At 50.1% G+C, this 24,985-nt stretch carries 24 protein-coding genes and 1 other annotated feature; of the genes, 10 read left to right on the top strand and 14 right to left on the bottom strand.

Annotated features, from left to right (window positions below):
- Window positions 1-8: 8 nt before the first annotated feature.
- Genes NDK47_RS15330 through NDK47_RS15345 form a run of 4 tightly spaced genes read right to left on the bottom strand, consistent with a single transcriptional unit; the run spans window position 9 to window position 4,100 of the window.
- Window positions 9-839, bottom strand: coding sequence for a LysM peptidoglycan-binding domain-containing protein (locus tag NDK47_RS15330; protein ID WP_251870629.1), 831 nt, complete (start codon window positions 837-839; stop codon window positions 9-11).
- Entirely contained in the window at window positions 836-1,417 is a 582-nt protein-coding gene (locus NDK47_RS15335; protein WP_251870630.1) for a CPBP family intramembrane glutamic endopeptidase, read from the bottom strand. Before NDK47_RS15335 ends, NDK47_RS15330 begins: the two co-directional genes overlap by 4 nt.
- On the bottom strand, window positions 1,414-2,991 hold the full coding sequence (locus tag NDK47_RS15340) for a RecQ family ATP-dependent DNA helicase (RefSeq protein WP_251870631.1): 1,578 nt from the start codon (window positions 2,989-2,991) through the stop codon (window positions 1,414-1,416). The genes NDK47_RS15335 and NDK47_RS15340 overlap by 4 nt, the downstream gene beginning before the upstream one ends.
- Window positions 2,988-4,100, bottom strand: a complete 1,113-nt coding sequence (locus NDK47_RS15345) for a YpbB family protein (RefSeq protein ID WP_251870632.1) — start codon at window positions 4,098-4,100, stop codon at window positions 2,988-2,990. The genes NDK47_RS15340 and NDK47_RS15345 overlap by 4 nt, the downstream gene beginning before the upstream one ends.
- A gap of 93 nt (window positions 4,101-4,193) precedes the next feature.
- Here NDK47_RS15345 and NDK47_RS15350 point away from each other — a divergent pair, with 93 nt between their 5' ends.
- The 8 genes from NDK47_RS15350 to NDK47_RS15385 all read left to right on the top strand — a co-directional run bounded on the left by NDK47_RS15350 (window position 4,194) and on the right by NDK47_RS15385 (window position 12,302).
- Complete coding sequence (locus NDK47_RS15350; RefSeq protein ID WP_251870633.1) at window positions 4,194-5,105, top strand: V-type ATP synthase subunit E family protein; 912 nt, start codon at window positions 4,194-4,196, stop codon at window positions 5,103-5,105.
- 103 nt (window positions 5,106-5,208) lie between these two features.
- A complete protein-coding gene (locus tag NDK47_RS15355; protein WP_251870634.1) occupies window positions 5,209-5,418 on the top strand; it encodes a ferredoxin in 210 nt (69 codons plus the stop codon).
- Window positions 5,419-5,542: 124 nt separating this feature from the next.
- Window positions 5,543-6,475 (top strand): manganese-dependent inorganic pyrophosphatase, encoded by a 933-nt coding sequence (locus NDK47_RS15360; RefSeq protein WP_251870635.1) that lies wholly within the window; start codon window positions 5,543-5,545, stop codon window positions 6,473-6,475.
- A gap of 200 nt (window positions 6,476-6,675) precedes the next feature.
- The gene (locus tag NDK47_RS15365; RefSeq protein WP_251870636.1) at window positions 6,676-7,338 is read left to right on the top strand and encodes a class I SAM-dependent methyltransferase; all 663 of its coding nucleotides are present in this window, start codon (window positions 6,676-6,678) and stop codon (window positions 7,336-7,338) included.
- A 200-nt stretch (window positions 7,339-7,538) separates the two neighbouring features.
- Window positions 7,539-7,786 (top strand) — a binding site (T-box leader).
- Window positions 7,787-7,880: 94 nt separating this feature from the next.
- A complete protein-coding gene (locus tag NDK47_RS15370; protein WP_251870637.1) occupies window positions 7,881-9,035 on the top strand; it encodes a pyridoxal-phosphate-dependent aminotransferase family protein in 1,155 nt (384 codons plus the stop codon).
- On the top strand, window positions 9,028-10,611 hold the full coding sequence (gene serA / locus NDK47_RS15375; protein WP_251870638.1) for a phosphoglycerate dehydrogenase: 1,584 nt from the start codon (window positions 9,028-9,030) through the stop codon (window positions 10,609-10,611). The genes NDK47_RS15370 and serA overlap by 8 nt, the downstream gene beginning before the upstream one ends.
- A 116-nt stretch (window positions 10,612-10,727) precedes the next feature.
- The gene (locus NDK47_RS15380; protein ID WP_251870639.1) at window positions 10,728-12,008 is read left to right on the top strand and encodes an ArsB/NhaD family transporter; all 1,281 of its coding nucleotides are present in this window, start codon (window positions 10,728-10,730) and stop codon (window positions 12,006-12,008) included.
- A 15-nt stretch (window positions 12,009-12,023) separates the two neighbouring features.
- Window positions 12,024-12,302, top strand: a complete 279-nt coding sequence (locus NDK47_RS15385; RefSeq protein WP_251870640.1) for a hypothetical protein — start codon at window positions 12,024-12,026, stop codon at window positions 12,300-12,302.
- A gap of 104 nt (window positions 12,303-12,406) precedes the next feature.
- Here NDK47_RS15385 and NDK47_RS15390 read toward each other — a convergent pair whose 3' ends face one another.
- From NDK47_RS15390 to NDK47_RS15420, 7 genes are all read right to left on the bottom strand, one after another.
- Window positions 12,407-13,546: an HAD family hydrolase gene (locus NDK47_RS15390; RefSeq protein WP_251870641.1), complete on the bottom strand. Its 1,140-nt coding sequence runs from the start codon at window positions 13,544-13,546 to the stop codon at window positions 12,407-12,409.
- Between the two features lie 12 nt (window positions 13,547-13,558).
- A complete protein-coding gene (locus NDK47_RS15395; protein ID WP_407653446.1) occupies window positions 13,559-15,307 on the bottom strand; it encodes an ATP-binding protein in 1,749 nt (582 codons plus the stop codon).
- 37 nt (window positions 15,308-15,344) lie between these two features.
- Entirely contained in the window at window positions 15,345-16,061 is a 717-nt protein-coding gene (locus tag NDK47_RS15400; RefSeq protein ID WP_251870643.1) for a response regulator transcription factor, read from the bottom strand.
- Between the two features lie 105 nt (window positions 16,062-16,166).
- Window positions 16,167-17,396 (bottom strand): cytochrome c biogenesis protein CcsA, encoded by a 1,230-nt coding sequence (gene ccsA, locus NDK47_RS15405; protein WP_251870644.1) that lies wholly within the window; start codon window positions 17,394-17,396, stop codon window positions 16,167-16,169.
- 23 nt (window positions 17,397-17,419) lie between these two features.
- Window positions 17,420-19,048, bottom strand: coding sequence for a cytochrome c biogenesis protein ResB (resB, locus tag NDK47_RS15410; RefSeq protein ID WP_251870645.1), 1,629 nt, complete (start codon window positions 19,046-19,048; stop codon window positions 17,420-17,422).
- A gap of 8 nt (window positions 19,049-19,056) precedes the next feature.
- Window positions 19,057-19,584, bottom strand: coding sequence for a thiol-disulfide oxidoreductase ResA (gene resA / locus NDK47_RS15415; protein WP_251876185.1), 528 nt, complete (start codon window positions 19,582-19,584; stop codon window positions 19,057-19,059).
- A 138-nt stretch (window positions 19,585-19,722) separates the two neighbouring features.
- Window positions 19,723-20,457 (bottom strand): pseudouridine synthase, encoded by a 735-nt coding sequence (locus NDK47_RS15420; protein ID WP_251870646.1) that lies wholly within the window; start codon window positions 20,455-20,457, stop codon window positions 19,723-19,725.
- A 170-nt stretch (window positions 20,458-20,627) separates the two neighbouring features.
- Here NDK47_RS15420 and NDK47_RS15425 point away from each other — a divergent pair, with 170 nt between their 5' ends.
- Window positions 20,628-21,989: an MATE family efflux transporter gene (locus NDK47_RS15425; RefSeq protein ID WP_251876187.1), complete on the top strand. Its 1,362-nt coding sequence runs from the start codon at window positions 20,628-20,630 to the stop codon at window positions 21,987-21,989.
- Window positions 21,990-22,122: 133 nt separating this feature from the next.
- Window positions 22,123-22,572, top strand: a complete 450-nt coding sequence (locus NDK47_RS15430; protein ID WP_251870647.1) for a MarR family winged helix-turn-helix transcriptional regulator — start codon at window positions 22,123-22,125, stop codon at window positions 22,570-22,572.
- Window positions 22,573-22,651: 79 nt separating this feature from the next.
- Here the strand turns inward: NDK47_RS15430 and NDK47_RS15435 are convergent, their stop codons facing one another.
- From NDK47_RS15435 to NDK47_RS15445, 3 genes are read right to left on the bottom strand one after another with little or no spacing between them, the layout of a single operon-like run.
- On the bottom strand, window positions 22,652-23,185 hold the full coding sequence (locus NDK47_RS15435) for a spore maturation protein (protein ID WP_251870648.1): 534 nt from the start codon (window positions 23,183-23,185) through the stop codon (window positions 22,652-22,654).
- Between the two features lie 13 nt (window positions 23,186-23,198).
- Entirely contained in the window at window positions 23,199-23,789 is a 591-nt protein-coding gene (locus NDK47_RS15440) for a nucleoside recognition domain-containing protein (RefSeq protein WP_251870649.1), read from the bottom strand.
- A complete protein-coding gene (locus tag NDK47_RS15445) occupies window positions 23,782-24,948 on the bottom strand; it encodes a D-alanyl-D-alanine carboxypeptidase family protein (protein WP_251870650.1) in 1,167 nt (388 codons plus the stop codon). Before NDK47_RS15445 ends, NDK47_RS15440 begins: the two co-directional genes overlap by 8 nt.
- Between the last annotated feature and the right edge of the window lie 37 nt (window positions 24,949-24,985).

The raw sequence follows: 24,985 nt of genomic DNA on the forward strand, positions 1-24,985 counted from the left end.
CTGTTTATTTATGGTGACAAGGGAATTTGGACAATTTGCCCTTCAAAAAGCTGTGATTCCGGACTGATCCCGTTGTAGCCGGCAATTTTTTTCACTCCGCTGTTATGCCCGTAATATAGGCGAGATAGCTGAAATAATGTTTCACCCTTCTTTACTTTATGCTGTTTTACTGTTGCTTGCGCTTTTTCCTCTTTTTCCTGTGTGACAGCTTCCTTGACGGTTGACTCCGGCTGGAGAGGAGCGGCGGGCGGCGTTGTATTGCCAGTATGGCTGACGCTCTGCTCTGATGCGTGATCACTAGTTGGATTCTGCTGATGTTCAGTCTCGGTGCCAGCGCTGGGTGTGATGATACCATCAACCGGTTCCGCTGATTGCGCAGTTCCGGTATTTCCTTCTGGCGAGGATTCCTGCGCTTGTACAGGCAAGGTTCCCGCAGTGGATGCCTGTTGATCTGGGGACCATGTTTGACCCGGTTCACCTTGCTTTTCCTCCATGGACACGTTTGCCGGGACGGACTGGCCTGCTTTGTACAGCTCCATGCAGATCAATAGAAAAAAGAGTGTTCCAAACACAGCCAGGCCCAAACGCAGTACCGCTTTTTTGGAAAATCCTGCAGCCTCAGGACGACGATTCGGACGCGATATCTTCTGCTTGTTTGCGTGCTTGTTTGTGTGCTTGTGCCTGAGACGGCGCGGAGGCAATCCCTGTGAAAGGCTCACCTGATCTTCTGCAAACTCTGCCATTAGCGCTGAATGCTCAGCTCTCCCTTCTTTTCCTGCTTGGTCTCCATCTCGTTCCCCATCTCTTTCCGGCAAATTGTGGTTTATATGCTCTGTCATTCCCGACTCCTCCTCTCGCGGGAAAATCCAAATTGAATATAGAAAGCAAGCAAAAGGTCAATCACGATATGCGCCAGTATCGGCGGAAGCAATTGGCCATCTGCCTGAAACAAATTTCCCAGCAGCCAGCTCGTCAGAAACACACTGCCGACGAGCAAGGGTTTGGTTAGATAGCGGACGTGCACGAGGGTAAACAGAAGACTTGTCCACAGGTTGCCTATCAGTGATTGGATCACCCCGCGAAACAACCACTCTTCTCCTACCCCGATCAGCGCGCAAAGCAAAATCGTTTTTCCTGGGGTGAGCCCGGTAAAAATCCGTTCATTCACACTTCCGTCGTCCTGCCAGCGAGGCGGCAGAAAGCGATCCATCGCAATACTCGACAGGACAACCACAAGAGCGATGCCGAGCGCCCACAGATATGCGCCGGCAGAAGAGAGCCGAAAGAGGGCTACAGAATTTTCCCAACCGTGAACGAGCAAACTCCCCGCCACCGCTATCATTATCACCACGAATTGTGTCAGCCACAAATGGTAACGCAAGGTGGTCTCGTCAATCATTGGGTGCTCCTGCTTCAAAAGTTGCTGCCTCCCTTTTTATTCGGCAAAAGCATTTCCAATGCCTTCCGTAAATTCCAACCCTGCGCCTCAGATTCTCTCGTTTCTGCCGACACCCGGTTGACGTACTTGCTTCGCTCCAGTCCACAGCGGGTACAGCAAGCATGAGAATGGGAAAAATCAGCCTCACCAAAATAGAGGTTGAGGTTTTTCCGAAAACAACCAGTAGCCTCCAGCCAGGAATAGATATCGGCCAGTTTTTTTCTTTTTTGCTTTTTGGGCAAGTCAAGCGCACTCAGCAGCCGTGCCGCCATTTCAGGAATCTGACGATGCTGCACTGAGCCACTCTCAAATCGAAAATCATCACGACCCGCAACCGTATTTCGAAGGATACCAGCTTGCTCTGCATAGAAAAACAAAAGCCCCGCCATCTCTTCCGGAATATCCGCAATGATCAGTTCTTTTATCGAAACAGTCTCTTTCCCAGAAACGAGGTGCAAAAAACGGATAAGCTGCTCTTCCGTAGGATACTCCTTTTCCTGCAGATGAGCGTGAATCAGACGGTCTTCCGGCGAATAGAACAGCCCCGCGTACCCCGCTTGACCATCACGTCCTACCCTCCCGATTTCCTGGGCATATCCCTCCAGACTGGACGGAGTATGATAGTGTAGGACATAGCGTATATTTGCTTTATCGATCCCCATGCCAAATGCGTTCGTCGCGACAATGACATCCAGTTCATCTCGCAGGAATTGCGTCTGGACGACCATCCTGTCCATACTGTTCATTCCGCCGTGATACCCATGCACCCGTTTTTTCCCGGAAAGCTGATATTCCGCGACCAATACTTCTACGGCTTGCCGGGTACTGCAATAGACAATCCCCGGCCCCTCCAAATCCTCCATCGCCTGGATTACCATGCTCCGTCGCTCCGTCTCCGATTCTACCGGCATGATGTCAATCGCAATATTTGCCCGATTTAACGGCTGCGACACCACATTTTCCGGGTAAATCTGCAGAAGCTGGCAAATCTCTGCTCTGACGCTTGGCGTGGCAGTGGCTGTCACTGCCAACACAGGGGGTGCTCCCAGTTGTTGGATCACAGCGGGCAGGCGCAGATAGTCTGTGCGAAAATCATGCCCCCATTGGGAAATACAGTGTGCCTCATCGATTGCAATCATCGAAACACCTGCCCGGAGCAATGCTCTTTGAACGGTGTTGTTTTGCAGTTTTTCCGGAGAAACATAGACCAGCTTATAAGCGCCTTGTGCAATTTGCATAAGAAGCTCACGCGTTTCTGCAGGTTCTTGGGTGCTGTTTACAAAGGCCGCTGGAATTTTCCTTTTTCCACGCAGTTGTTGGACCTGATCCACCATTAGAGAGATAAGCGGCGAGATCACAACCGCAGTACCTGGGAGAAACAAAGCAGGAAGTTGGTAGGTCATTGATTTTCCCGCACCGGTTGCGAGCAATCCCAAAACGTTTTTCCGGTTCACAATTCGCTCGATGATCTCCCACTGTCCCGGCCGAAAGGAAGAATATCCATAATAACGCTGAAGCAGATCGTGTAGTGTCTCCCGCGCTTCTGCGATCAACCCTCTTCCCTCCTTTTCGCCAGAGCGAGCCGGATTTGCAGGTAAGATACATTGGCTCCTATCCGGTCCTTGATCAATCGTAATCTGCTTGTCCCCAAATGATTACTCAGTTCGACAATTTGCTCTGCCAGCTGTGGAGCAAGGTAATCAGAGCAGCTCCATTCCGGGCAGCGCAGGGCGATTTCCACCAAATGGTCCTCCACCGTACTCGGTTTGATGCCCCGCCTTTTTGCAATCTCCTCGATCGATGTGCCCCTTTTGACCAGCATGTAGGTTTGGGATGCGCTTTCTGTCAAACGAGGATCATTGCTCCTGTCATCCTCCAGTAACGCAGAAAGCAAGGGAAACTGCTCCGGTTTCTCCCGTAGCAAGTGCAGCACGCGGGCCAGTCCAAAGCGGTGCTGAACGTGTATGTATGAAGATGCCTCCTGCCTCTCCCTACCCAGCTGGGTGAGAGTTTGACCCGACTGGGAAACCCCTGAAAAGAGACGAATGATGATTTCTTGCACCGATTCGGGCAGCGTCGACAGGCAATGGAACAACTCCGCTGACAATCCTTCCTCCCAGCGTTCTCGCTCTCGCCGGTCTGCCAAACGCTGCTTTACCCACTGCTGGACGCGTTTCTCCTGGACAACGGGTTGAAAGGAAAGATCTTTTTTCAATAAATACGAAACCGTCTGAACAAGCAGATGCAGCCGCAGCCAGAAAACCTCCAGTTTTTCCGGAATGTCTGCGCTTGTAAAGGGAGCAAACCAGTCCGGGAGGCAAAATCTCTCTGCCCCTTCGCTGGCAACTTGTTTTCCTTTATCGGTCACATAAAAGGACGGTTTTTTTCTGTCTCCGGTTGCAGGAATAGAGATGAACAACTCATCTGCTTGCAGCTTTTCAACAATTTTCGCCCAATCCTCTTTCAAAAGACGGGGAAACAGCCGATAATACGGATAAAGGCTGTATAAATGAACGTCCTGCAAGGTTTGATTGGCTTTTCTGCCACGGAGAATATAGTACAGGGACTGGACTGTCCGCTCATGGGCCAGGGGCATGAAACCGCCAAGCACGAGGGTGCAGACAAATGTCCATTCCCTTTCATTCAATGTTGGACTGCTCATGAAAACTCCTTTTCAACATCGGGTCGTCTCTTCGGACCTTGCCGGTCACGTTGCGACGAATCCGTTATTGTACCAACAACTGTGGAGGATTGTATGAACAAGCGTCTGTCTCGATCTGAATTTCTGTTTGCTTACATGATCATCATATCACTTGCTTGCCTGGTTGGCGGATTTTTTTTCGGCGCCTATTATATGAAATCGAAAATTGCCTCCGAGCAAGCAGCCGTTTTGGAACAACAAAGGCTGGAGGCCGAGCGAGAGCAACAGCTTCGCGAACAAAAGCTGTACAGCGAACAGGACTTTATCCGCTTTTACTACGCTATCTATGCTCCCTTCCTCGAGTTGAAACGAAATCATTTCGAAAAAATGGAAGCATGGCCTAATCTTGACCAGACAAAACGCAAAGAGACGCTCAAGTCTCTGATCGACGCCGCCAAACAAACAAGTACCAAGCTGGAAAAGGAAGTGCCTTTGCCCACTTCCCCGCTGCTGGTTCAGGCACACAGTCAGTTTCAGTCTGGAGCACGGGCTTATTTGGATGGTATGAAGCAATTACTGTCCGATCAAAATAGTAATGCTCTTACCCCCGATGAGATTACCATCCGCCTGGGGCTAACCAGCTGGTTTCAAGCAAATGAACAGCTTTACCACTCGCTGGCTGTCTGGGAATCGGCTTATGTAACCAAACAGCCGCTGCCGAAAGAAGTGCCTGACAACGTGAGCATCGACCAATGGAAGCGCCTGCCGTTTCATTACAAGACCTATATTGCTGCCCTTTCCATGACCGCTCACAAAAAATGGGGCGATTACAACCCTGAGGATCTTACCGCCCGTATGGATTTGTTGTTTGAATCTGATGATGTCAAAAATTTGGGTATCAAAGATGTAAACGCGGCTGTCAAGCTGTTAACAGCGACAGACGCTGTGCATAGCGGAGATTTCAAAGAGGTCAAAAACAAGCATTACAACCGCTTGAAAACCCCCGAAATTCCGCTTTACCAATAGTCGTTCATTTTTAGATGCGATTCATTCTTGAAATCTTTCCAGACACAGCATACAATGATTTATGACAGTGGACGTACCATTGGGTATGGGAGGTGAAACCACGATGACCACATGGGTAGACAAAGAAACTTGTATCGCTTGCGGTGCTTGTGGCGCAACGGCTCCTGACGTTTTCGACTACGATGACGAGGGCCTTGCTTTCAACAAGATCGACGATAACACCAACAGCGCTGAGATTCCTGACATCCTTTTCGACGACGTTCGCGACGCGGCTGAAGGATGCCCAACTGATTCCATTAAAGTGGAAGAGTAAGATTCCCAGCTCACAAAAAACCGCTCACTGCTCTTCAGCTGTGGGGGGTTTTTTCATTTTCATCGCATTTCCTCCCTTATTTATGGTATAATTTTCTCGCCAAAAACAAAGAAGGAGCATTAGAATGGGAAAAACACTTATTTTCGGACATAAAAATCCGGACACTGATTCCATTTGTTCAGCACTTGTCTATGCCGATCTGAAAACCAAGCTGGGCATGGAAGTCGAGCCTGTTCGTCTCGGTGAGATCAACAACGAAACAAAATTCGTGCTCGATACCTTTAAAGTGGAAGCTCCCCGCTTGATTGAAACAGCGGCAAATGAAGTCGATCAGGTTATTTTGGTAGACCACAATGAACGTCAGCAAAGCGTAAGTGACATCGATAAGGTACAGGTGACGGAAGTTATTGACCACCACCGCATTGCCAATTTTGAAACAAGCAATCCCTTGTATTACCGTGCAGAGCCTGTTGGCTGCACTACCACAATCTTGAAAAAGCTGTACAAGGAAAACGGTGTCGAAATTCCCAAGCATATCGCGGGCCTGATGCTTTCCGCCATCATTTCCGACACACTCCTGCTGAAGTCCCCTACCTGCACGGATCAAGATGTGGCAGCAGCGCGTGAACTGGCTGAGATCGCCGGCGTGGACTTGGAGAGCTACGGACTGGAAATGCTGAAGGCTGGCGCTGATTTGAGCGACAAAACGATCCAACAGCTGATCTCCCTCGACTCGAAGGAGTTCCAAATGGGGAACTACAAAGTAGAAATCGCCCAAGTGAATGCCGTTGACGTACATGATGTCCTGGCACGTCAGGGAGAACTGGAAGATGCCCTTTCCGCGATCATTGCCGAGAAAGGACTGGACCTGTTCCTCTTCGTGGTAACCGATATCCTGAACAACGACTCAATTGGTCTGGCGCTGGGTAAAGCTTCTCATGCTGTAGAAAAGGCTTATCAAGTCACATTGGCAAATAACAAAGCGGAGCTGAAAGGCGTCGTCTCTCGCAAGAAGCAAATCGTCCCAGTATTAACCGACACTTTGGCAAATATGTAATTCTGCGCTCCGTTCTCTTCGTGGGTGCCGGATACGGAAAAACTCTCTCTTACCGGAAATACGGAAGAGAGTTTTTCTTTTTCTTGCCGCTCAGCCGGTTCACCAATCGTTCCTGGACTAGTGAACAACTGGCCGCTTTTCTTTCAGTCCTCTCTCGGCTATGATAGTCTTAGGAGTAGCAGGCAGGGAGAGGGATGACCATGAACAAAGCCGACCGCATCAAGAAATACAGCAGGCAGGCTGCTATGTATGAGCGGAATCGGAAAGCCCATTCACTTGGCCAATGGCGAAGCCGATTGGTCCAATCTGCTCGGGGCAGGGTCCTGGAAGCGGCTGTTGGAGCCGGTGCCAACTTCCCCTTTTATCCAAAGGAAATGGTGGACGAAGTAGTGGCTGTTGACTTCAGCCCTGAGATGCTCAGGAAAGCAAAGGAAGCAGCAAAAGAGTACGGGATTCCTACAACTTTTATGGAATCGGATATGGACCATCTCTCCTTTCCTCCCGATTCCTTTGATACGATTGTGTCTACGTTGTCACTTTGCAGCTATGAAGACCCGCTGACGGTGCTGCACCAGTTCAACCACTGGTGCAGGAGTGGCGGGAATATTCTGCTGATGGAGCATGGATTGAGTTCGAATCGCTTGCTTGCGATCGCGCAACAATCGCTGGACCCTCTCATTTTACGCATCGAAGGCTGCCACCATAATCGGGATATCATGAATATTGTTGACCGCTCTGACCTCCGTTTGAAAACGGCAGAGCATTACTGGGCAGGCTGTATTCATCTGATTTGGGCAGAGCCAAATAAAAAGGATCAAACAGATCCATCAACACTTTCAGAAAACCCGAACATTTTTCAATGAATTTCCCATTTTCTAGGAAACCTAATCCTTAACGTTCGTTTTTTACCCCTTTCAGGCTCCCTTTTCCCTTTCAAACATAGTTATTTCACGAACAATAAATTCTATTTTAAAACTTTTGTTCATTTTTTCTGCTTTTTCATACTTGACGCTCTCCGCTACCCGTGATATCGTAGAGACAAATCTTAAAGAGTATGAATACTTGAACAGCGATGACGAAGAAACGCCTTGCCTGGAAACCCTCAGAGAGCCGATGGTTGCTGCGAATCGGTGGTTCCGCGTTAGGATAAGCACTTCCGAGTTGTTGCGTTGAACGGATGTCCCGGGCATCTCAGTAGACGCGAACGGTAGATCCGTTATCTCTACAGGTCATGTACCTGCCAAGGTTCTTCTTTGCGAAAAGAAGAACGAATGAGGGTGGCACCGCGAAGCTAAGCCTCTCGTCCCTCACCTGTTCCCGATTCTTAGGAGCAGTGTGAGATCGGGAGGCTTTTTATTATGTTCTCAGTTTTCATGCAAAGAATGGTATCAAGGAGGAGAGAAACATGTTTACAGACAAAATGATTTTGCGAATTCCTGGCCCTACCCCGATCCCGCCTCGCGTGCAGCAAGCGATGAATCAGCCGATGATCGGCCACCGCAGCGGACAATTTTCTGAGCTGTTTGCCCGCACAGAGCAGCGGCTTCGCCCCTACTTCGGAACTTCCGGAGAGGTGTTTATCCTCGCAGGCAGCGGAACCAGCGCTCTCGAAATGAGTGTTGTCAATACGCTCCAGCCCGGTGAAGAAGCGGTTGTTCTGGTCAGCGGTGCTTTTGGCGAACGCTTTGCAAAGATTTGCGAACGCTACGGCATTATCGTCCATCGCCTGGAGGTTGAATGGGGAGAAGCCGTCACACCTGAAGCACTCTCCTCTTTCTTGGCAGATAAGCCTCAGGTACAAGCGGTCTTTGCCACCTATTGTGAAACCTCGACCGGTGTTCAAAATCCGATTCGCGAGCTGGCCCACATCGTCCGTGAAAAGTCCAATGCCCTCTTTATTGTGGACGCAGTAAGCTGTCTCGGAGCAGTTGCTTGTGAAATGGACGCATGGGGTGTGGACATTGTCGTCACAGGCTCGCAAAAAGCTTTCATGCTTCCTACAGGTCTAGCCTTTCTGGCAGCCAGCAAACGCGCCTGGGATGTAATTGACAGCAAAAAGCCGCTCGCTTTTTATCTGGACCTGAAAGCCTACCGGAAAAGCCTGGCAGACAAGACCACGCCTTATACCCCGGCTGTATCGCTGATCTTTGGCCTGGTTGAGGTATGCAATATGCTGGATGAGGAAGGCTTGCCGGCGATTATCAAACGTCATGAACTGATGCGCGATATGACTCGCGCAGCCATGAGAGCGCTGGGCATTCCTTTGATGGCCTCCGAAGAATACGCAGCCACTACGGTTACCTCCTGCCATCCGCATGATGCTTTCGATGCCGAGCAGCTTCGCAAAGTGCTCAGAACCAAACACAATATCGTGATTGCAGGCGGCCAAGGCCATCTGAAAGGGAAAATTTTCCGCATTGGCCATATGGGCTTTTGCGAACCGCTCGATGTTTTGCAAGTCATTGCAGCCATTGAAATGTCTCTCCAACAAATCGGAGCTCCTGTCGAACTCGGAGCCGGTGTAAAAGCTGCCCAGGAGGTGCTACTTGCCCATGTATAAAGTATTGATTACAGACCCCATCAGTGAATTTGGTATCAAACAGCTATTGGAAGCACCAGATGTAGAAGTTGTCCGCAATACGAACCTCTCTCCGTCTGATCTCCTCTCCATCATTGGAGATTACGATGCCCTGTTGGTCCGCAGCCAAACCCAGGTAACCTCAGAAGTACTGGCGGCTGCCAAGAGGCTCAAGGCAGTTGGGCGGGCTGGCGTCGGTGTCGATAACATCGATGTCACGGCAGCCACCGAAGCTGGTATTGTCGTCATCAACGCACCGGACGGAAACACCATTTCCACCGCAGAACATTCCTTTGCAATGCTGATGGCAGTGGCTCGCAATATTCCGCAGGCGTATCGCAAGCTGGCGGATGGCACGTGGGACAGAAAGAGCTTCCAGGGTGTCGAGCTGAATCAAAAAGTAATCGGTGTGATCGGGATGGGACGGATCGGTACCGAGGTGGCAAAGCGGGCAAAAGTATTCGGGATGACCGTCCTGGCTTATGACCCGTTCCTGACCGAAGAACGGGCCCAGAAGCTGGGGGTTACGCACGCGACTGTGGATGACATTTGCCGCCAGGCTGATTTCATCACTGTGCACACGCCGCTGACCAAAGAAACGCGTTATCTGATCAGCAGCAAAGAATTCGACAAGATGAAAACGGGTGTTCGCGTCATCAACTGTGCACGCGGTGGCATTATTGATGAAAAGGCGCTCTACGAAGCCATCATTACCGGTAAAGTTGCGGGCGCTGCACTGGATGTGTTTGAAGTAGAGCCACCTGTTGATAACCCGCTGATCGGTTTGCCGCAAGTGGTTGTGACGCCTCACCTGGGTGCTTCTACAGTGGAAGCCCAGGAAAACGTCGCCGTTGACGTATCAGGAGAAATCCTCAAGGTGCTGCGCGGGGAGCCGTTCCGAAACGCAGTCAACCTGCCGTCCATCCCCCCTCACGTCATGGAGCGCATCGAGCCCTACTTTACCCTCGGGGAGAAGCTGGGACATTTCCTGGCACAGGTTACGGTTGGTTCCGTTCAGGAAATTGCGATCAGCTACAGTGGCGATTTGACCGAGGTGGATACGGCACCGCTTACCCGCACCGTCGTAAAAGGAGTTCTCTCCTTCCATCTCGGAGAAGAAGTGAACTTTGTCAATGCTCCGTTGCTGGCAAAAGCCCGCGATATTACCGTGACGGAGAAGAAATCCACACAAAATCGAGGCTTTACCAATCTGCTCACTGTCACTTTAAAAACGACGCAACAGACCCGCATGGTTGCAGGTACCCGCCTGAACGGTTATGGAGCGCGGATCGTAAAGATTGACGAGTTTGCGATTGACGTAGCACCGGAAGGATATCTGCTCTATATTCACCACAACGACCGCCCTGGCGTGATCGGACGAGTCGGTTCCATCCTGGGTGAAAACGGCGTAAACATTGCCACCATGCAGGTGGGTCGTCGCGATATGGGTGGAGATGCGATCATGATGCTGTCCGTAGACAAACCGCTTACGGCTGAGCTGCTGGATACCATGGGTGAACTGCCAGAAGTGAAAAGCGTCACCCAAATCGAGCTTTAATCTTCATTATTAGGCCTGGTCTTCTGGATCAGGCCTTTACCTCTGATAAAATTTGGTTATAATATTAGCATACAATTTAATCCCAGATTAATATCGTTCATTGAGAGGAGATTTATATGACCACCCAGGCAATCGTCGCAATCGGCATCTTTCTCATTACATACGCATTCATAATCAGTGAGAAGCTGCATCGGACCATCGTGGCCATGTTTGGCGGCATTCTGATGATCCTGTTTGGTGTCGTCAGTCAGGAACAGGCCGTACACCATATCGATTTTAATACACTTGGCTTATTGATCGGGATGATGATCCTTGTCGCAATTACCGCGCAGACTGGTGTCTTCAAGTACATGGCGATCCGGGCAGCCAAGGCCGCTAACGGAAATCCCCTGCGAATTCTGATTTATCTGAGTATCATTACCGCAACTGCCTCTGCTTTTCTCGATAATGTGACCACCGTGCTCTTAATCGTACCGGTTACATTCAGTATCGCCAGACAGTTGCAGGTAAACCCTCTCCCTTATCTCATTTCTGAAATTATTTCATCCAACGTGGGCGGCACCGCTACTCTGATTGGTGATCCGCCGAATATCATGATTGGAAGCGCTGTCCCGGAATTGGACTTCATGGCGTTTCTGTTTAATCTGGCTCCTGTTATCATCATTATCATGATCGCTACTGTTTTTTGCTTAACCCTGATCTATCGGAAAGAGCTGAAGACTACACCGGAATTGCAGGCAAAAATCATGAACCTGAATGAAAAGGACGAAATTACGGACGCCAAGCTCCTGAAGAAGTCTTTATCGGTACTTGCATTGACTATCGTCGGTTTTATGTTGCACGGTGCTCTTCACCTCGAATCAGCAACGATTGCCCTCACAGGTGCCTTCCTGCTGCTGTTGATCACGGGTGAGCATTACCTCGAAGAGGCGATCAGCAAGGTAGAGTGGACAACCATCTTCTTCTTCGTGGGACTTTTCGTACTCGTCTCGGGTCTGGTAGAAACGGGCGTGATTGCAAGGCTGGCTGAAGGAGCAATCCATTTGACCGGCGGAGATGCCATGAAAACCTCGTTCCTGATCTTGTGGCTCAGTGCCATTGCTTCCGCGTTTATCGACAACATTCCGTTTGTCGCCACCATGATCCCGATGATCAAGGAGATGGGGGCTCTTGGTATCACAAATCTGGAACCGCTTTGGTGGAGCCTCGCTCTGGGCGCCTGCCTCGGTGGAAACGGCACGCTCATCGGTGCCAGCGCCAACGTCATCGTAGCTGGTCTGGCTGCGAAGGAAGGCCACCACATTACCTTCATCGGCTTTTTGAAAATCGCTTTTCCTCTAATGATTATGTCGATCGTTCTGTCGCATCTGTACGTTTTTCTGCGCTATTTTCTCTGATAGGGAGGCATACACGTGGTAACCTACACCTTTGACCACAATCAGATTTCCATTCAGGAAACGCAAAATGAACATGATGTTACCTTTACCCTCCAGGTATACTCCGATGAGATGAGGAATCGACTGAAGCAGGTTCGCAGCTTTTTTGACGACAACAAGGACTATACAGACGCCCTGTTTTACACGCAGCAGGATGGCTCCTATGAAGTGATCGTTCGCTCCGATGCCGTCATTCCCTTTTTGCTCCAAGCCTTCCGTTTTCGCTGCGTGGAATCCCTTTCATGGAAATCGTAGAAGGGGTCACAACCGGTTCGCATAGAGCCGGTTGTTTTTTGTCTTCTGACACAAAAAAACAAGCCAGCCAGGTCATCACCTTAGCCAGCTTGTCTGTCTCTTTCTTATGATTCCAAAATTGAGAGAAGGTCCCGCACATCATCTAAAATATAGTCCGCTTTTGCCTCTTCAAATTTGCTGCGTGCAGCTTGGCCTGACAATCCGGTAAGGGTTGCAGCAAAACGACAGCCCATTGCACGTGCGGCCAGAAGGTCGGCTGGCGAATCCCCCACTACCAGTACTTCATCGCCATTCGGGATGGGGAGAGAGTAGCTGAGCACGTCCAGGTTGGGCGTATCCAGCCCAAGCAAGCCTTTTACATAAGAAAAGGGATGCGGCTTGGAGAGTGGCGCATGCGCCGGCGACTCTTCTTCCGCTTCCAGAACATGGCTCGCAGTCACCACGCGGTTCGGATCAAACCATTCCAGTACTTTCAGCTCCTCGAGCGGCACATGCGTTTCGATGGTTGGGCGTCCGGTACCGATGCCGATCGTATAGCCCTTTTCCTTCAGTGTGCGGAAAAGCTGAATCATTTCTTCCGGGCTGACGATCGGAATCTCATCATGGAGAAATCCTTTTTTCCCAGGCTGAACAGTTTCACGGCCAATCGAAGCGGCTACGCGCTCATCGCCCAGATACCACTCCTGAAACGTCTCCTGACAGAGCTTCCAGAGGTCGCTGTTACGCGAAAAAATATTGGTCACGATCCCGCAGCGTTCACGGGCAATCTGGTTCAAATACAACAGCATCTCAGCCTTTTGGGCATTGCCACGGGCAAAATCGGTGGTAAACTTGGCGTACTCGATCGTAAAATCAGGCGCGTATGTTTTTGCCCATTCTGCCAAGCGGGCAATCGCAGCACGATTGATCTGACCTGTCAACAAATCTGTAACCTGTTGTCCCAGATCAGCTTTCAACCGCCCGCACAAACGGATAATCTGATAGGAGACAGCCAAATAGACCATATCCCAGTTCGAGTTGATCCCACGTGATTTGATAAAATTGAGAACCTCATCGTTTGCAAAGACCAGTTCGCGAACTCTGCGAATCTCAGCTTCCTTTGGCGAAGGCGTAAACACATCGGAATCAAGGCCAAGGTAAAGCGGGCTGTGCAGCAATTCCCAAACGGTCAGCGCCGAAGCGTCAAAATATCTTTCTTCACTCAACATGACTCCATCAACATCAAACAGTATGGTCTTAATCATTCTCTCGCCCCTCTATGCTTTTACAATTTTATGTTTATCAGGCAAGGCGATGGTAAAGGTCGTACCCTCTCCCAGCTTGCTCTGTACTCCAATGGTTCCTCCATGGGCCTCCACAATATTCTTGGCAATCGCAAGGCCAAGCCCGGTTCCGCCTGCCTTTCCGCGTGTACGCGCCTTGTCCGCCTTGTAAAAGCGTTCAAAGACAAATGGCAAGTCTTCCTGCGGAATCCCTGAACCGGTATCGCTTACTTCCAACAACAGGGTCTGGTCTCCGCGTGCACGCAGTACGACGGTTCCTCCCTCATGTGTATGGCGAATGGCATTGTCAATCAGATTCGTCAGCACCTGTTCCATCCGATCCGGGTCAATCCATGTGGTTTCCACGGATGTATTGATTTCCAGCAGCAAATGTATTTCCTGTTCCCTGGCCAGATTGACAAATTTCCGCTGAATGCGCTCCAGGTACGGACGCACTTCGACCTGCTCCAGCGACACCTCAATATGACCCGCCTCCATCCTTGCCAGGCTCAGCAGTTCATTGACCAGCTTGGTCATACGCACCGACTCGTCATAGATAATCTGGGCAAGCTCCTTATGCTCTTCCGGAGTAGCGGCGATGTCATCTACAATCGCTTCACTGTAGCCTTGCAGCATGGACAAAGGCGTACGGAGCTCATGGGAGACATTGGCGACAAAATCGTTACGCATCTTGTCCAGCTTTCGCTCCCGCGTGATCTCACGGATGACGGCAACAGCCCCCCGAATCTGATCGCGATCAGTAAGCGGGATCATCACCAGAGACCAGATTCTTCCTTGTGCCGGAATCTCTTCCGTAACCTCATGGCCCGTGCGAACGACCATCTGGTAAAACGTGAACAGCGGAATCGGCTCGTCTGGATGCTCATAGGTCCAGTCGCGCAAAAAGTGTTCGGCTGGCGGGTTGGTCACGGCAATTTTGCCTTGTTCATCGATCATGATGACGCCGTCCACCATACTCCGAAGCACACTGGAAAGCTGTTCCTTTTCCTTGGATAGGGCGTCTACCAATTGATTGAGGTGACTGGCCATACTGTTGAACGATGCAGCCAGTTCACCGATCTCATCCGTCGTTCTGATCGGAATTTCCGCATGAAAATCCCCTTCTGCAATCCGATGGGCTGTCTCCTTCATCTGGCGCAGCGGATACGTGATCCGCGACGACAGGAAGAAAGCAAACACGGTAGTCGAGATAAACCCAACCACACCCACGACAAAGATCAGCTTCCGCACTTCCTTCACGGTATCGTCGAAATCTTCAATCGCCTGGTACATCACGATGGCGCCGTTTTTTCCCGGTGTGAGCTCGATAGGTACGGCGATTGCCAGCAACTGAATCGTACCGTTACGGTCCCCTGGATTATGTGAAAAATGTATCCGTTCGGGAGCCAGATGCTTTCCCTTTAAGGCCTCAGAAAGCTTCAAATCAGGTGATTGCAATAATTGCTCAATCGGAATGAACGCGAGGCCCGCCCCTTCACTTGCACCAATCTGCTTTCCATTTTCGTCAACCATAATTAGTCCCGTGCGATGAACGGCGCTGAAGCTGGATGCCATAGACAATGCTGTTGTTTTATCTGCATAGGTGGACAGTGTTTGTGAGAGACCCTCCGCCACATTCTGCAGATTCTTCGTTTGCCGCTGGAAATAGAAGCTGTCGAAGGACTCGACAATCATCAGACTGAACAAGGTTAAAACCAAAGCGAACAACGCGATGATCGTCATCCACAGTTTGCCAACTACACTGCGAAGAATATCCACGTTATTTGGGCACCTCAAGCTTGTAACCGACACCCCAAACTGTCGCGATCATCTGTGCGGCAACAGGCGACACACGATTCAGTTTTTCTCGCAGCCGTTTGATATGGGTATCCACGGTTCGCAGATCACCAAAAAACTCATAATGCCAGACATCTTTCAGCAATTCCTCTCGCGTAAACACTTTGTCCGGTGACAAAGCAAGATAATGCAAAAGCTCATACTCTTTGGGTGTCAGGCTGACTTCCTGTCCGCTGGCGATCACTTTATGCGCATCATGGTCGATCGTCAGCTCAGGAAACACGAGCACGGAATGGCTGTTGAACGTCTCCGTTTTCAGATAGGCTGTCGCTGAAGCTCGACGCAGGATCGCTTTGACTCGATACACGACCTCACGCGGGCTAAAGGGTTTGATCACATAATCATCTACTCCCGCTTCGAAGCCGTGTACGCGATTCGTCTCCTCCCCTTTTGCCGTGAGCATGATAATAGGCGTCGCTTTGCGCTCGCGAATCTTTTGACAAACCTCAATGCCATCCATACCAGGCAGCATCAGGTCCAGTAAAATGATATCGTAATCTGCCGTCATGGCCATGTCCAATGCCTGTTCACCGTTATCCGCCTCGTCAATCAGGAAGGATTCTCGCTCCAGATACATGCGAAGCAGTCGGCGAATGCGCTCCTCATCATCCACTACAAGGATACTCGCTTTTTTCTCCATAAGATCACCTCTTGGCTCTCGTTATTCATGCTACATTTTCATCTCGTACATGATAGTCCAAAAAGCTGGCGTCAAAACCAGCTTTTTTCGACCATGTACGTTTGTTTACACCCCTGCATAAGAGTGCAGACCTGCAATTACCAGGTTTACCATGACCAGTGTGAGTAAGATAATCACAAAACCGATCACAGACATCCACGCGGATTTTGCTCCAATCCAGCCACGGGAGAGACGCAGGTGAAGATAAGCGCTGTAGAAGAGCCATACAATAAGAGCCCACACTTCCTTGGGATCCCACCCCCAGAAACGCCCCCATGCCTCTTCGGCCCAAATCATCGCAAAAATCAGGGCACCAAGCGTAAATACCGGATAACCGATGCTGATCGCGCGATAGCTGATCTCGTCAATCATCTCCGGATCGATATCCTTCAATGCCGGCTGCATCGCTGCCGCCAGTCTTTTCCGCAAGACCAAGCGAAGCACGCCATACAGTACCAGACCAGTCAAGACAGACCAGATCATCGTATTCAGCTTTCGTGCAGCGTCCTTGCCCTCCATCCAGGTCGGTGCGGTAAACAGAGGATTCATCGGGCCAGCTTTGATGATCGTCGAATCATTGGGAGCGACGATCGCCGGCATGGTATACTCTACCTTCATTTTCTCCATTTGTCCCGGATTATTCAATTGTTCTGTTGATAATTCAAAGACTGTTTTTTGATCAAGCCGAGAAAACGTAGATTCCATCCCGATAAAACCAACCAGCATCAATACAACGGCCAGAACAACCTCCAGCCAACGAGTGCTTTTCGTTGCGACTTCCTGTGGCACGGTACGCACCAGATACATCAGGCCCGCCGCAAAACCAATCGCCAGAATCCCTTCACCGAGTGCTGCTGTCGTCACATGGATATGCAGCCAGTAGCTCTGCAGGGCAGGAATCAGTGGGGTTACTTCTTTGGGAAATACATAAGAATAGGCCAGCATGACAACCCCGAGCGGCAGGACGAAAGCACCGATCACCGTCAATCTGTAAATCCGGTAAATGATCAGATAAGCGAGAATGATACAGTAATCGAGGAAAGCCATAAATTCGAACATGTTGCTCGTCGGGCTGTGTCCGCCGGCGATCCAGCGAAAGACGACATAGCCTGTCTGTGCCACAAATCCGACAACGGCGAGAAGATAGGCGATGCGCCCGTACTTTAATTCATGCTGTTTGGGATCCCGCCCGGCCCAATTCTTTCCCGTCATGGCCACGACAAAAACGATCGAAGCCAACACGTACAGCACAAAGGCAATATCCAGCAATACGTCACTTAATTGAATTAGCTGCACGCTAAAAACCTCCTCAAAGCCAACTACGCTTTTGCTTTCTCTTCGATTGTGATTGGCAGCTTGACATGGTCAACCAGCGCTTCCACTTCCCGCTTCATGCCGTACCAGTTTTTATTGGTGTGGGCAGCCAGCAGGACCCTGTCTCCATGAAGCTGGAGCCAAATGCGGCGGTGCTGCCAGAAGAAGCCCATCGCTACGCCGATCATGAAGATAAAAGAACCAAAGTAGATGAGTGGAACTGCTCTATCCTTCCTGACCATCAGTCCACTGATGTCGATCAGATCAGGCATTTTGAATTCAAGCGTGTAGCGGGAATCCTGTTTTTCCGTGATCACCGTTCCACTGACGTACACCAGCTTCTCTGTCACTTGATCAGACTCCGATTTTACCTCAAGCACAACCATCGGGTTTTTGGGAAGATTGGTCTGTGTCGCCGGTTTCCCGTCACTCCCCATGACAAAGTCAGGGAAATAGTCAATGACACGTACTTTTACCCCATCTGCAACTTGTTGCTCGGGGCTCATATTATAGAGATCCAGTTTCATAGGGCCTACTTCTTTGTCCCCTGCCTTTTTATCGATCAGCATAAAGTTGAGGGCACCCAGCTGCATCTCCTGGAAACCGGTTTGATACAAAGACAGCCCTTCGTACTGCATCGGATGATTCACCACAATCGGACCGCTCTTGATTTCAACCAAATCAGGCTGAGACCCTGGGAGATCGGCATTTTTATTGAGGTAGAGAATCGCATCCGTCTGATAATTCTTCGCGATCGCCCCGCCTTTCAAGTCAAGTTTCTGGGCCATTTCCTCTTCGGACCAGTACTCTGTTTTGTACTGCACGTTTTTCACGTAATAAGGCGTTTCTGGAATGGCGACAGTCTGCCCTTCACGCACCCAGATGAACTCGTCCATGTAAAAGCCGGGAAGGTTGCGCATCAACACCCCGAGCAGGAAGATGATCAGTCCGATATGGTTGATATAGGGTCCCCAACGACTGAACCGTCCTTTTTCCGCCATGACGGCATGACCGCTCGTAAAAATCCGGTAGCCTTTTTTCTTCAAGGCTGCTGAAGCTTCCGTGACCAATTCTTCCGGATCATCCGTCTGGGCTATTTCGGCCTCTCCAAACATCTTCTGTCCTTTCAAAAAAGAACGATGCTGGTTCACGCGCGGCTTGCTCAGCGCTTTATACAGCGGAACCACCCTGTCCAGGCTGCAGATCACGAGTGAAGTGCCCAGCGCAACGAGTAAACTCACAAACCACCAGGAATCGTACATATTGTGGAAGCCTAGCGTGTAAAAAATCGTTCCCAGCTTTCCATAGGTATTCGTGTAAAACCTGGCGACGTCCGCCTCTGTGGGAACAGGTACAGGAATGTACTGCTGCTGCGGAAAGATCGTTCCCACTGCTGAAGCAATCAAAATGACAAGAATAATGCCAATGGCTACTTTGACGGAAGAAAAGTAATTCCACGTCCGGTCAATGATAGTTCTCGTGTAGGTTTGGGAACGACGGGCCATGCCTTCATAGCGCATATCCGGGAAGGAAGCTTCATCTTTGACTTCCCACTCCAGCGGTTTCCCACATGATTCACAGAGCAGTGTTCCTACCGGATTGGTATGACCGCAATCGCATTTTCTCTGATCCATATTGCTCCTCACTTAGGCAAGATATTTGCCACTTTTTCTGAAATCATGTTCTCGTTGAGCGGTCCGATAAAAATTTCCTTCACCTTTCCATCTGCATCGATGAAAAACGTGCTGGGGATGGGACCGATCCGATACATCCTGGTGATCTGAGATTGTTTATCCAAGAGAATGGGAAACGTAATCCCAAATTGCTTCACAAATGGCTCTACGGCGACCGGAGATTCTCCGATATTGATTCCGATGACAACCAGACCTTTATCCTTGTACGCTTCATACTGTTGTTGCAGATCCGGCATTTCTTTTTTGCAGGGCTCGCACCAGCTTCCCCAAAAGTTCAAAACAACGCCTTTTCCTCGCAACTCGGACAGGGTCATGGCAGGGCCGTTCAACTGCTCCAGACTGAAGTTGGGAGCCTCTCTCCCCACCTTGACTGCATTAGGGTCCTTGACGAAGCTGGAATAAATGGCGAAAACAAGCGCCACCAGTAAAACGCCCAAGATCGCCACCCTGATGTATGTACGGTTACTTCTATCCATCATTCCCTAGCTCCCATCTAATTCTTTTGGGATTTCCCCATATTTCCCTTCTATTATAGCCTCCCTTGTTTTTACGACGGCCCATAAGATATGAACAGATTTTGAACGTCTGAAAAACAAGCATTCTGGGGTTTGCGCTTATCGCCTGCGGTCTTTGGTCAATCCCCGCTTCAAACGCTCAACCTCTGCAGTGGTCAGCGGCCTGTATTGACCAGGCTCCAAGCCCTCCAGCGTCAAAAAGCCAAGCTGAATGCGCTCCAGTTTGATCACAGGGTGGCCAATGGCTTCACACATGCGGCGCACCTGCCGATTTCGTCCCTCATGAATTACCAACTCCAGCAGCGAACGATCATTTGCTGCTGTTGTTTTCAAGAGCTTTGCCTGACCTGGGGAAGTCATGCCGTCCTCCAGCTTGATCCCCTTTGCCAACAGATTCACTTTTTCTTTGCTCGGCACGCCTTTTACCCAGGCGCGGTATACCTTGTCCATCTCGTAGGACGGGTGGGCCAGCATATGCGCCATTTCCCCGTCGTTGGTCAAAAGCAACAGTCCGGAGGTATCGTAGTCCAGCCGTCCCACCGGATAGACCCGTTCTTTGATCCCCCGGAGCAAATCGACCACGACTCGTCTCCCTTGCGGATCGGAGACACTGGTGATATATCCGGTAGGTTTGTGTAGCAGAACGTAAATTTTTCGTTCCAAGCGAACCAGCTTGCCGTCGACCTTGATCGCGTCTTGTTCAGGATCGACTCTTGTTCCCAGTTCTTTTACCACCTGACCATTCACCTGTACTCTTCCCTGAACGATCAGTTCCTCGCAATGACGCCGAGAGGCAACCCCTGCGTTAGCCAGTACTTTTTGCAACCGTTCCATGTCGAATCACCTCTACCACATCATACCCATTCTTATCAGTGTGGACAAGAATCTCGGAAAAACTTCCACTCACCGCGAAGTTTATCTGACTTCCTTGACAAAAAGGATGAGTCTTAGTATAGTTTAGTTAAGTTAACTTAACCATTTGGTAGTCAGGAGTTTTTATCATGATGACAGACACTACAATCAAACTTCGAGAAACACCTGTGCGAAAATTGTTCTTCTCCTATTTGGTCCCGTCCGTTCTGGGCATGCTTTTGATGTCGATCAATATCGTCGTAGACGGCATTTTTGTCGGACATGGCGTCGGACCACATGGACTTGCCGGAGTCAATGTCGCCGTTCCTGCCTTCTCCATTTTTTTGTCGATTTCTCTGTGGATCGGTATGGGCGGTGCCACGATGTACTCCATCGCACTGGGTCAAAATAACAGAGAGCATGCCCGAACCGTCTTTTCTCACGCTGTGACCCTGGCGGTCGTTCTGGTTGCCGTGATCACGATCCTTTGCCTGTGGAAAATGGATGAGATCGCCTATCTGTTTGGGGCCAATGAAGTCATCCTACCCTATGTCCGTGATTATTTGTCGATTCTGCTTACCTTCGGCTTTGTCTATGTACTGGAAAACATCCTGAGCGTGTTTGTCCGAAATGACGGAAATCCTGCGCTTTCCATGGCTTCCCTGATTGTCACAGCTGTACTGAACGTTTTTTTCAATTACCTGTTCATTTTCGTCTGGGGCATGGGTGTGAAAGGAGCGGCTGCCGCCACTGTCCTTTCTGCCGGGCTCGGGTTCCTCGTGCTGCTCACCCACTTCCTACGGAAAAACAGCATCTTGCGTTTTGTGCGCTTTCGCTTCCAACCGGGCTTGATCAAAGACATTTTGACGATTGGCTTTCCCAGTTTTGTCGCCGAGATATCTATTGCTGTGGTCACCCTCGGTTATAATGTCGCTTTCATGCATGCCTTGGGTGAAACAGGCGTGGCTGCGTATGCCATCGTCAACTATATTCACACGGTCATGCTTCTGTTCTTCCTCGGAATCGGTGCCGCTCTCCAGCCGATTTCCAGCTTCTTGTATGGAGCCGGTCTTCTGGAGCGCTTGCAAAAGAGTTTGCGTCTTAGTGTGCAGACGGCGTTGCTGGCAGGGGTCTTGGCCATTTGCTGCGGCATGCTTTTCGCCGGCTCGCTCGTCTCCTTATTTGACGTCCGTTCGGATGAGCTTTATCAATTATCCGTCAAGGGCTTGGGGCTGTTTTTCCTGACGTACCTCTTCCTCGGATACAATCTGGTTTATGCCGAGTATTTTCAGTCCATCGGTCAGATCAGGAAGTCGTTGCTGATTATCGTCAGCCAGGGAGTCCTTCTCGTTCCCCCCTTCCTGTGGTTCATGCCGAAATGGCTTGGGGTAGACGGCATATGGCTCGTGCTTCCTGCTGTGCAGGCGATTACCGCACTTTCCGTTTTCGTGATGAATCGCTTGCAAAAGCCTGTGCCAACGACAGTGCTTTCGGCAGAGCTGAACAACAATTAGTTGACAATAATAACATTATGTTATCTTTTATCGGGCGTTCAAAAGTCCTGTACGTTTTGGTACCGGACCGCTACAATAGGCAATGGTATTGCAAAATACCTGCCGTCATTCTACTTTCCCAGGAGTGTTGCGGATGTTCGAGCAATATCAACAGGTAACAGCGGACTTGCATAAACTGCTGGATGACTTTAGCGCATTGATTTTGCATGATACGAAAGAACTGGATCAATATAAACTGACGACACAGCAAGAAATCATCATGCTGCAGATCATCCAAAATGATTCCATTACCTCCAATGAGTTAGCGGGTAATTTCAACATCTCCAAAAGCGCTGTCAGTCAGGTGATCTCCAAGCTGGAAAGCCGCCAATTGATCTATCGGCAACCAAACCCGGCCAACAAGCGAGAGTTTTTTATCAAGCTGACCGCAGAAGGCGAGCAGTATAAACAATTATTGGCGACCATCGACGAGCGTTTGATCAGGAGCTACTATTCAAAAGTGGACATCGAGGAGCTGCGTCAGATGGTGAGGACGATGAAAAAGCTCGTCGATATTGCCAAGGAAGTCAATCAATCCAGATAAAATAAATCGCTGTAGCCCCGAAACTAAAAAGACAAACAATCTGGTTTGGTCTGGAGTGTTTGTCTTTTTGCTGTTTTCCTTACGAAAACACATAAGATACGATCACCAGGGAAAAGATGACTCCGGCCAAATCAGACCATAACCCCACACGCAAGGCATAGGCGGAGTTGCGGATTCCCACTGCACCGAAATAGACTGTCAGAACATAAAGAGTGGTATCGGTACTCCCCTGCATCGTGGCTGCCAATCTTCCCAAGAAAGAGTCGGGCCCGTACTGCGCGATCATATCTGTCGCTATCGCGAGCGAACCCGTACCAGTTATGGGACGCAAGAGGGCAAGCGGAACAATCTCCTTCGGGATATGCAGGAAAGTTAGCAACGGTGCTAAAAAGGAGAGCAGCCAGTCCAGCGCCCCAGACTCGCGAAACATCGTTACCGCCACCATCATCGCGATCAAGTGTGGGAGGATGCGGATCGTTGTGGTCAAACCACCTCTTGCCCCTTCGACAAATGTCTCATAAACCGGGACGCTTTTGCTCCAACCATACACCAAGATGAAGGCGATCATGACAGGAATCGCCCATAGAGAGATCAGCGATATCCATTGGTACATGCGGGTGCCCTCCCTATCCTGATTTACGGTGGTACCGGTAACGATGCCAACGATCCAGTCCCAAGGCAACGATGGTGGCACCAAAGGAAGCAAGCAGGGTGGTACCGACGATCTCTACCGGATTGGCTGAGCCGTATTGCATGCGGATGGCAATCATCGTCGTCGGAATCAAGGTAATGCTGGCCGTATTGATCGCAAGAAGGGTACACATGGCCGGCGTTGCGTTTTTTTTGTCAGGATTCAGCTTTTGCAGCTCTTCCATCGCTTTTAGCCCCATCGGCGTGGCCGCATTCCCCAGCCCGAGCAGATTGGCACTCATGTTGGACAAAATATAGCCCATCGCCGGATGCCCCTTCGGTACGTCGGGAAAAAGTCTGCTGATGATTGGAGACAGCAGGCGCGCAAGTCCTTCCAACAGACCAGCCTTTTCCGCAATCCGCATCATCCCCATCCAGAAAGCAAGCACACTAAGCAGTCCAAAACAAACGGTCACACCCGTTTTCGCTCCTTCAAAAGCAGCCTGGTTAACGGCTTCAATCCTGCCATTCACTGCAGCTACGACAATACTGATAACGATCAGGGCTAACCAGATGACATTAAGCACTCCACATCCCCCCCGCCATGATCTCCCAGAGACGACGCCAGAAGGACAGGTACTTGCTGCTTACAGCCATGGTCGGAGTATCGTCCTGAACCGTAAGCGGAATTTTCCTGATCAATTGGTCCCCCAGGTGTATGTGCAAAAAGCCTACATGGCTTCCTGCCGGCTCTTTGTGTATGTTTTTCTTGAGCAGCACCACCTGCTTTTTTATCTGTTCCGATTCACCCGCCCGCAGTGGGTACACCCATTCGTTCAGCGCGGACAGCCGGATTGTTTCACCATTTGGCGCGAGACTCGTTTCAATCGTCTCCCCCTTTTCTACGATCATCGTCGGAGAGAATTGCTTGAAACCCCAATCCATCAGCATCATGGAGTCATTCCAATCGTCAGGTGCGTTTAACGTTATGGTTGCCAACTGTCTACCGTCCCTCGTTGCTGAAGATGCCAGACATCTTTTGGCCAGCTTGGTATAGCCCGTTTTCACTCCATCCGCTCCTTGATACAGGTGAAGCAGCTTGTTTTTGTTTTGCAACCGCCGATCGTACTCTTCACCCTCCCAGGAGATATTTTTCACCTTGGTAGACACGATCTGCCGAAATAGCGGATTCTTCAAGGCGTAAGCGGACAGCTTTGCCATATCTTCGGCCGTAGAATAATGCATATTGCTGTCATCGAGGCCGTGTGGATTGGTAAAATTGGTTTGGCTCATTCCAAGCATCGCGGCCTTTTCATTCATCAAGTAGACAAAACCCGGGACCGAGCCTCCCACGTGATTGGCGACCGTTACCGCAGCGTCATTTCCGGACCGCAGCATGAGTCCGTAGAGAAGCTCTTCCAAGGTCAGCTTCTCTCCATTTTTCAGATAAATCGAGGAACCTTCCACGCCGACGGCTTCCTTCGGGACGCTGACAATATCATCCATTCGTCCGTTTTCAATGGCCACGATTGCTGTCATCGTTTTGGTCAAGCTGGCAATCCGCATCTTTTTCGTGCCATTTTTGGAATACAGGATTCGTCCGCTCGCCACGTCGATCAATGCCGCTGCCTCTGCAGATATTCCCGGGACTGAAGGTGCGGCATCCACCTTTCCTGCTATAGGTGCCATTAGCAGGAAAAAAAGAAAAACGACGAGTACGCCGGACAGATGTTTCCGTACGTTCATAACGTCCTCCCCATTTTGCGTTACCGGCAGTTTGTAC

Source organism: Brevibacillus ruminantium (genome assembly GCF_023746555.1).
GTDB lineage: Bacteria > Bacillota > Bacilli > Brevibacillales > Brevibacillaceae > Brevibacillus > Brevibacillus ruminantium.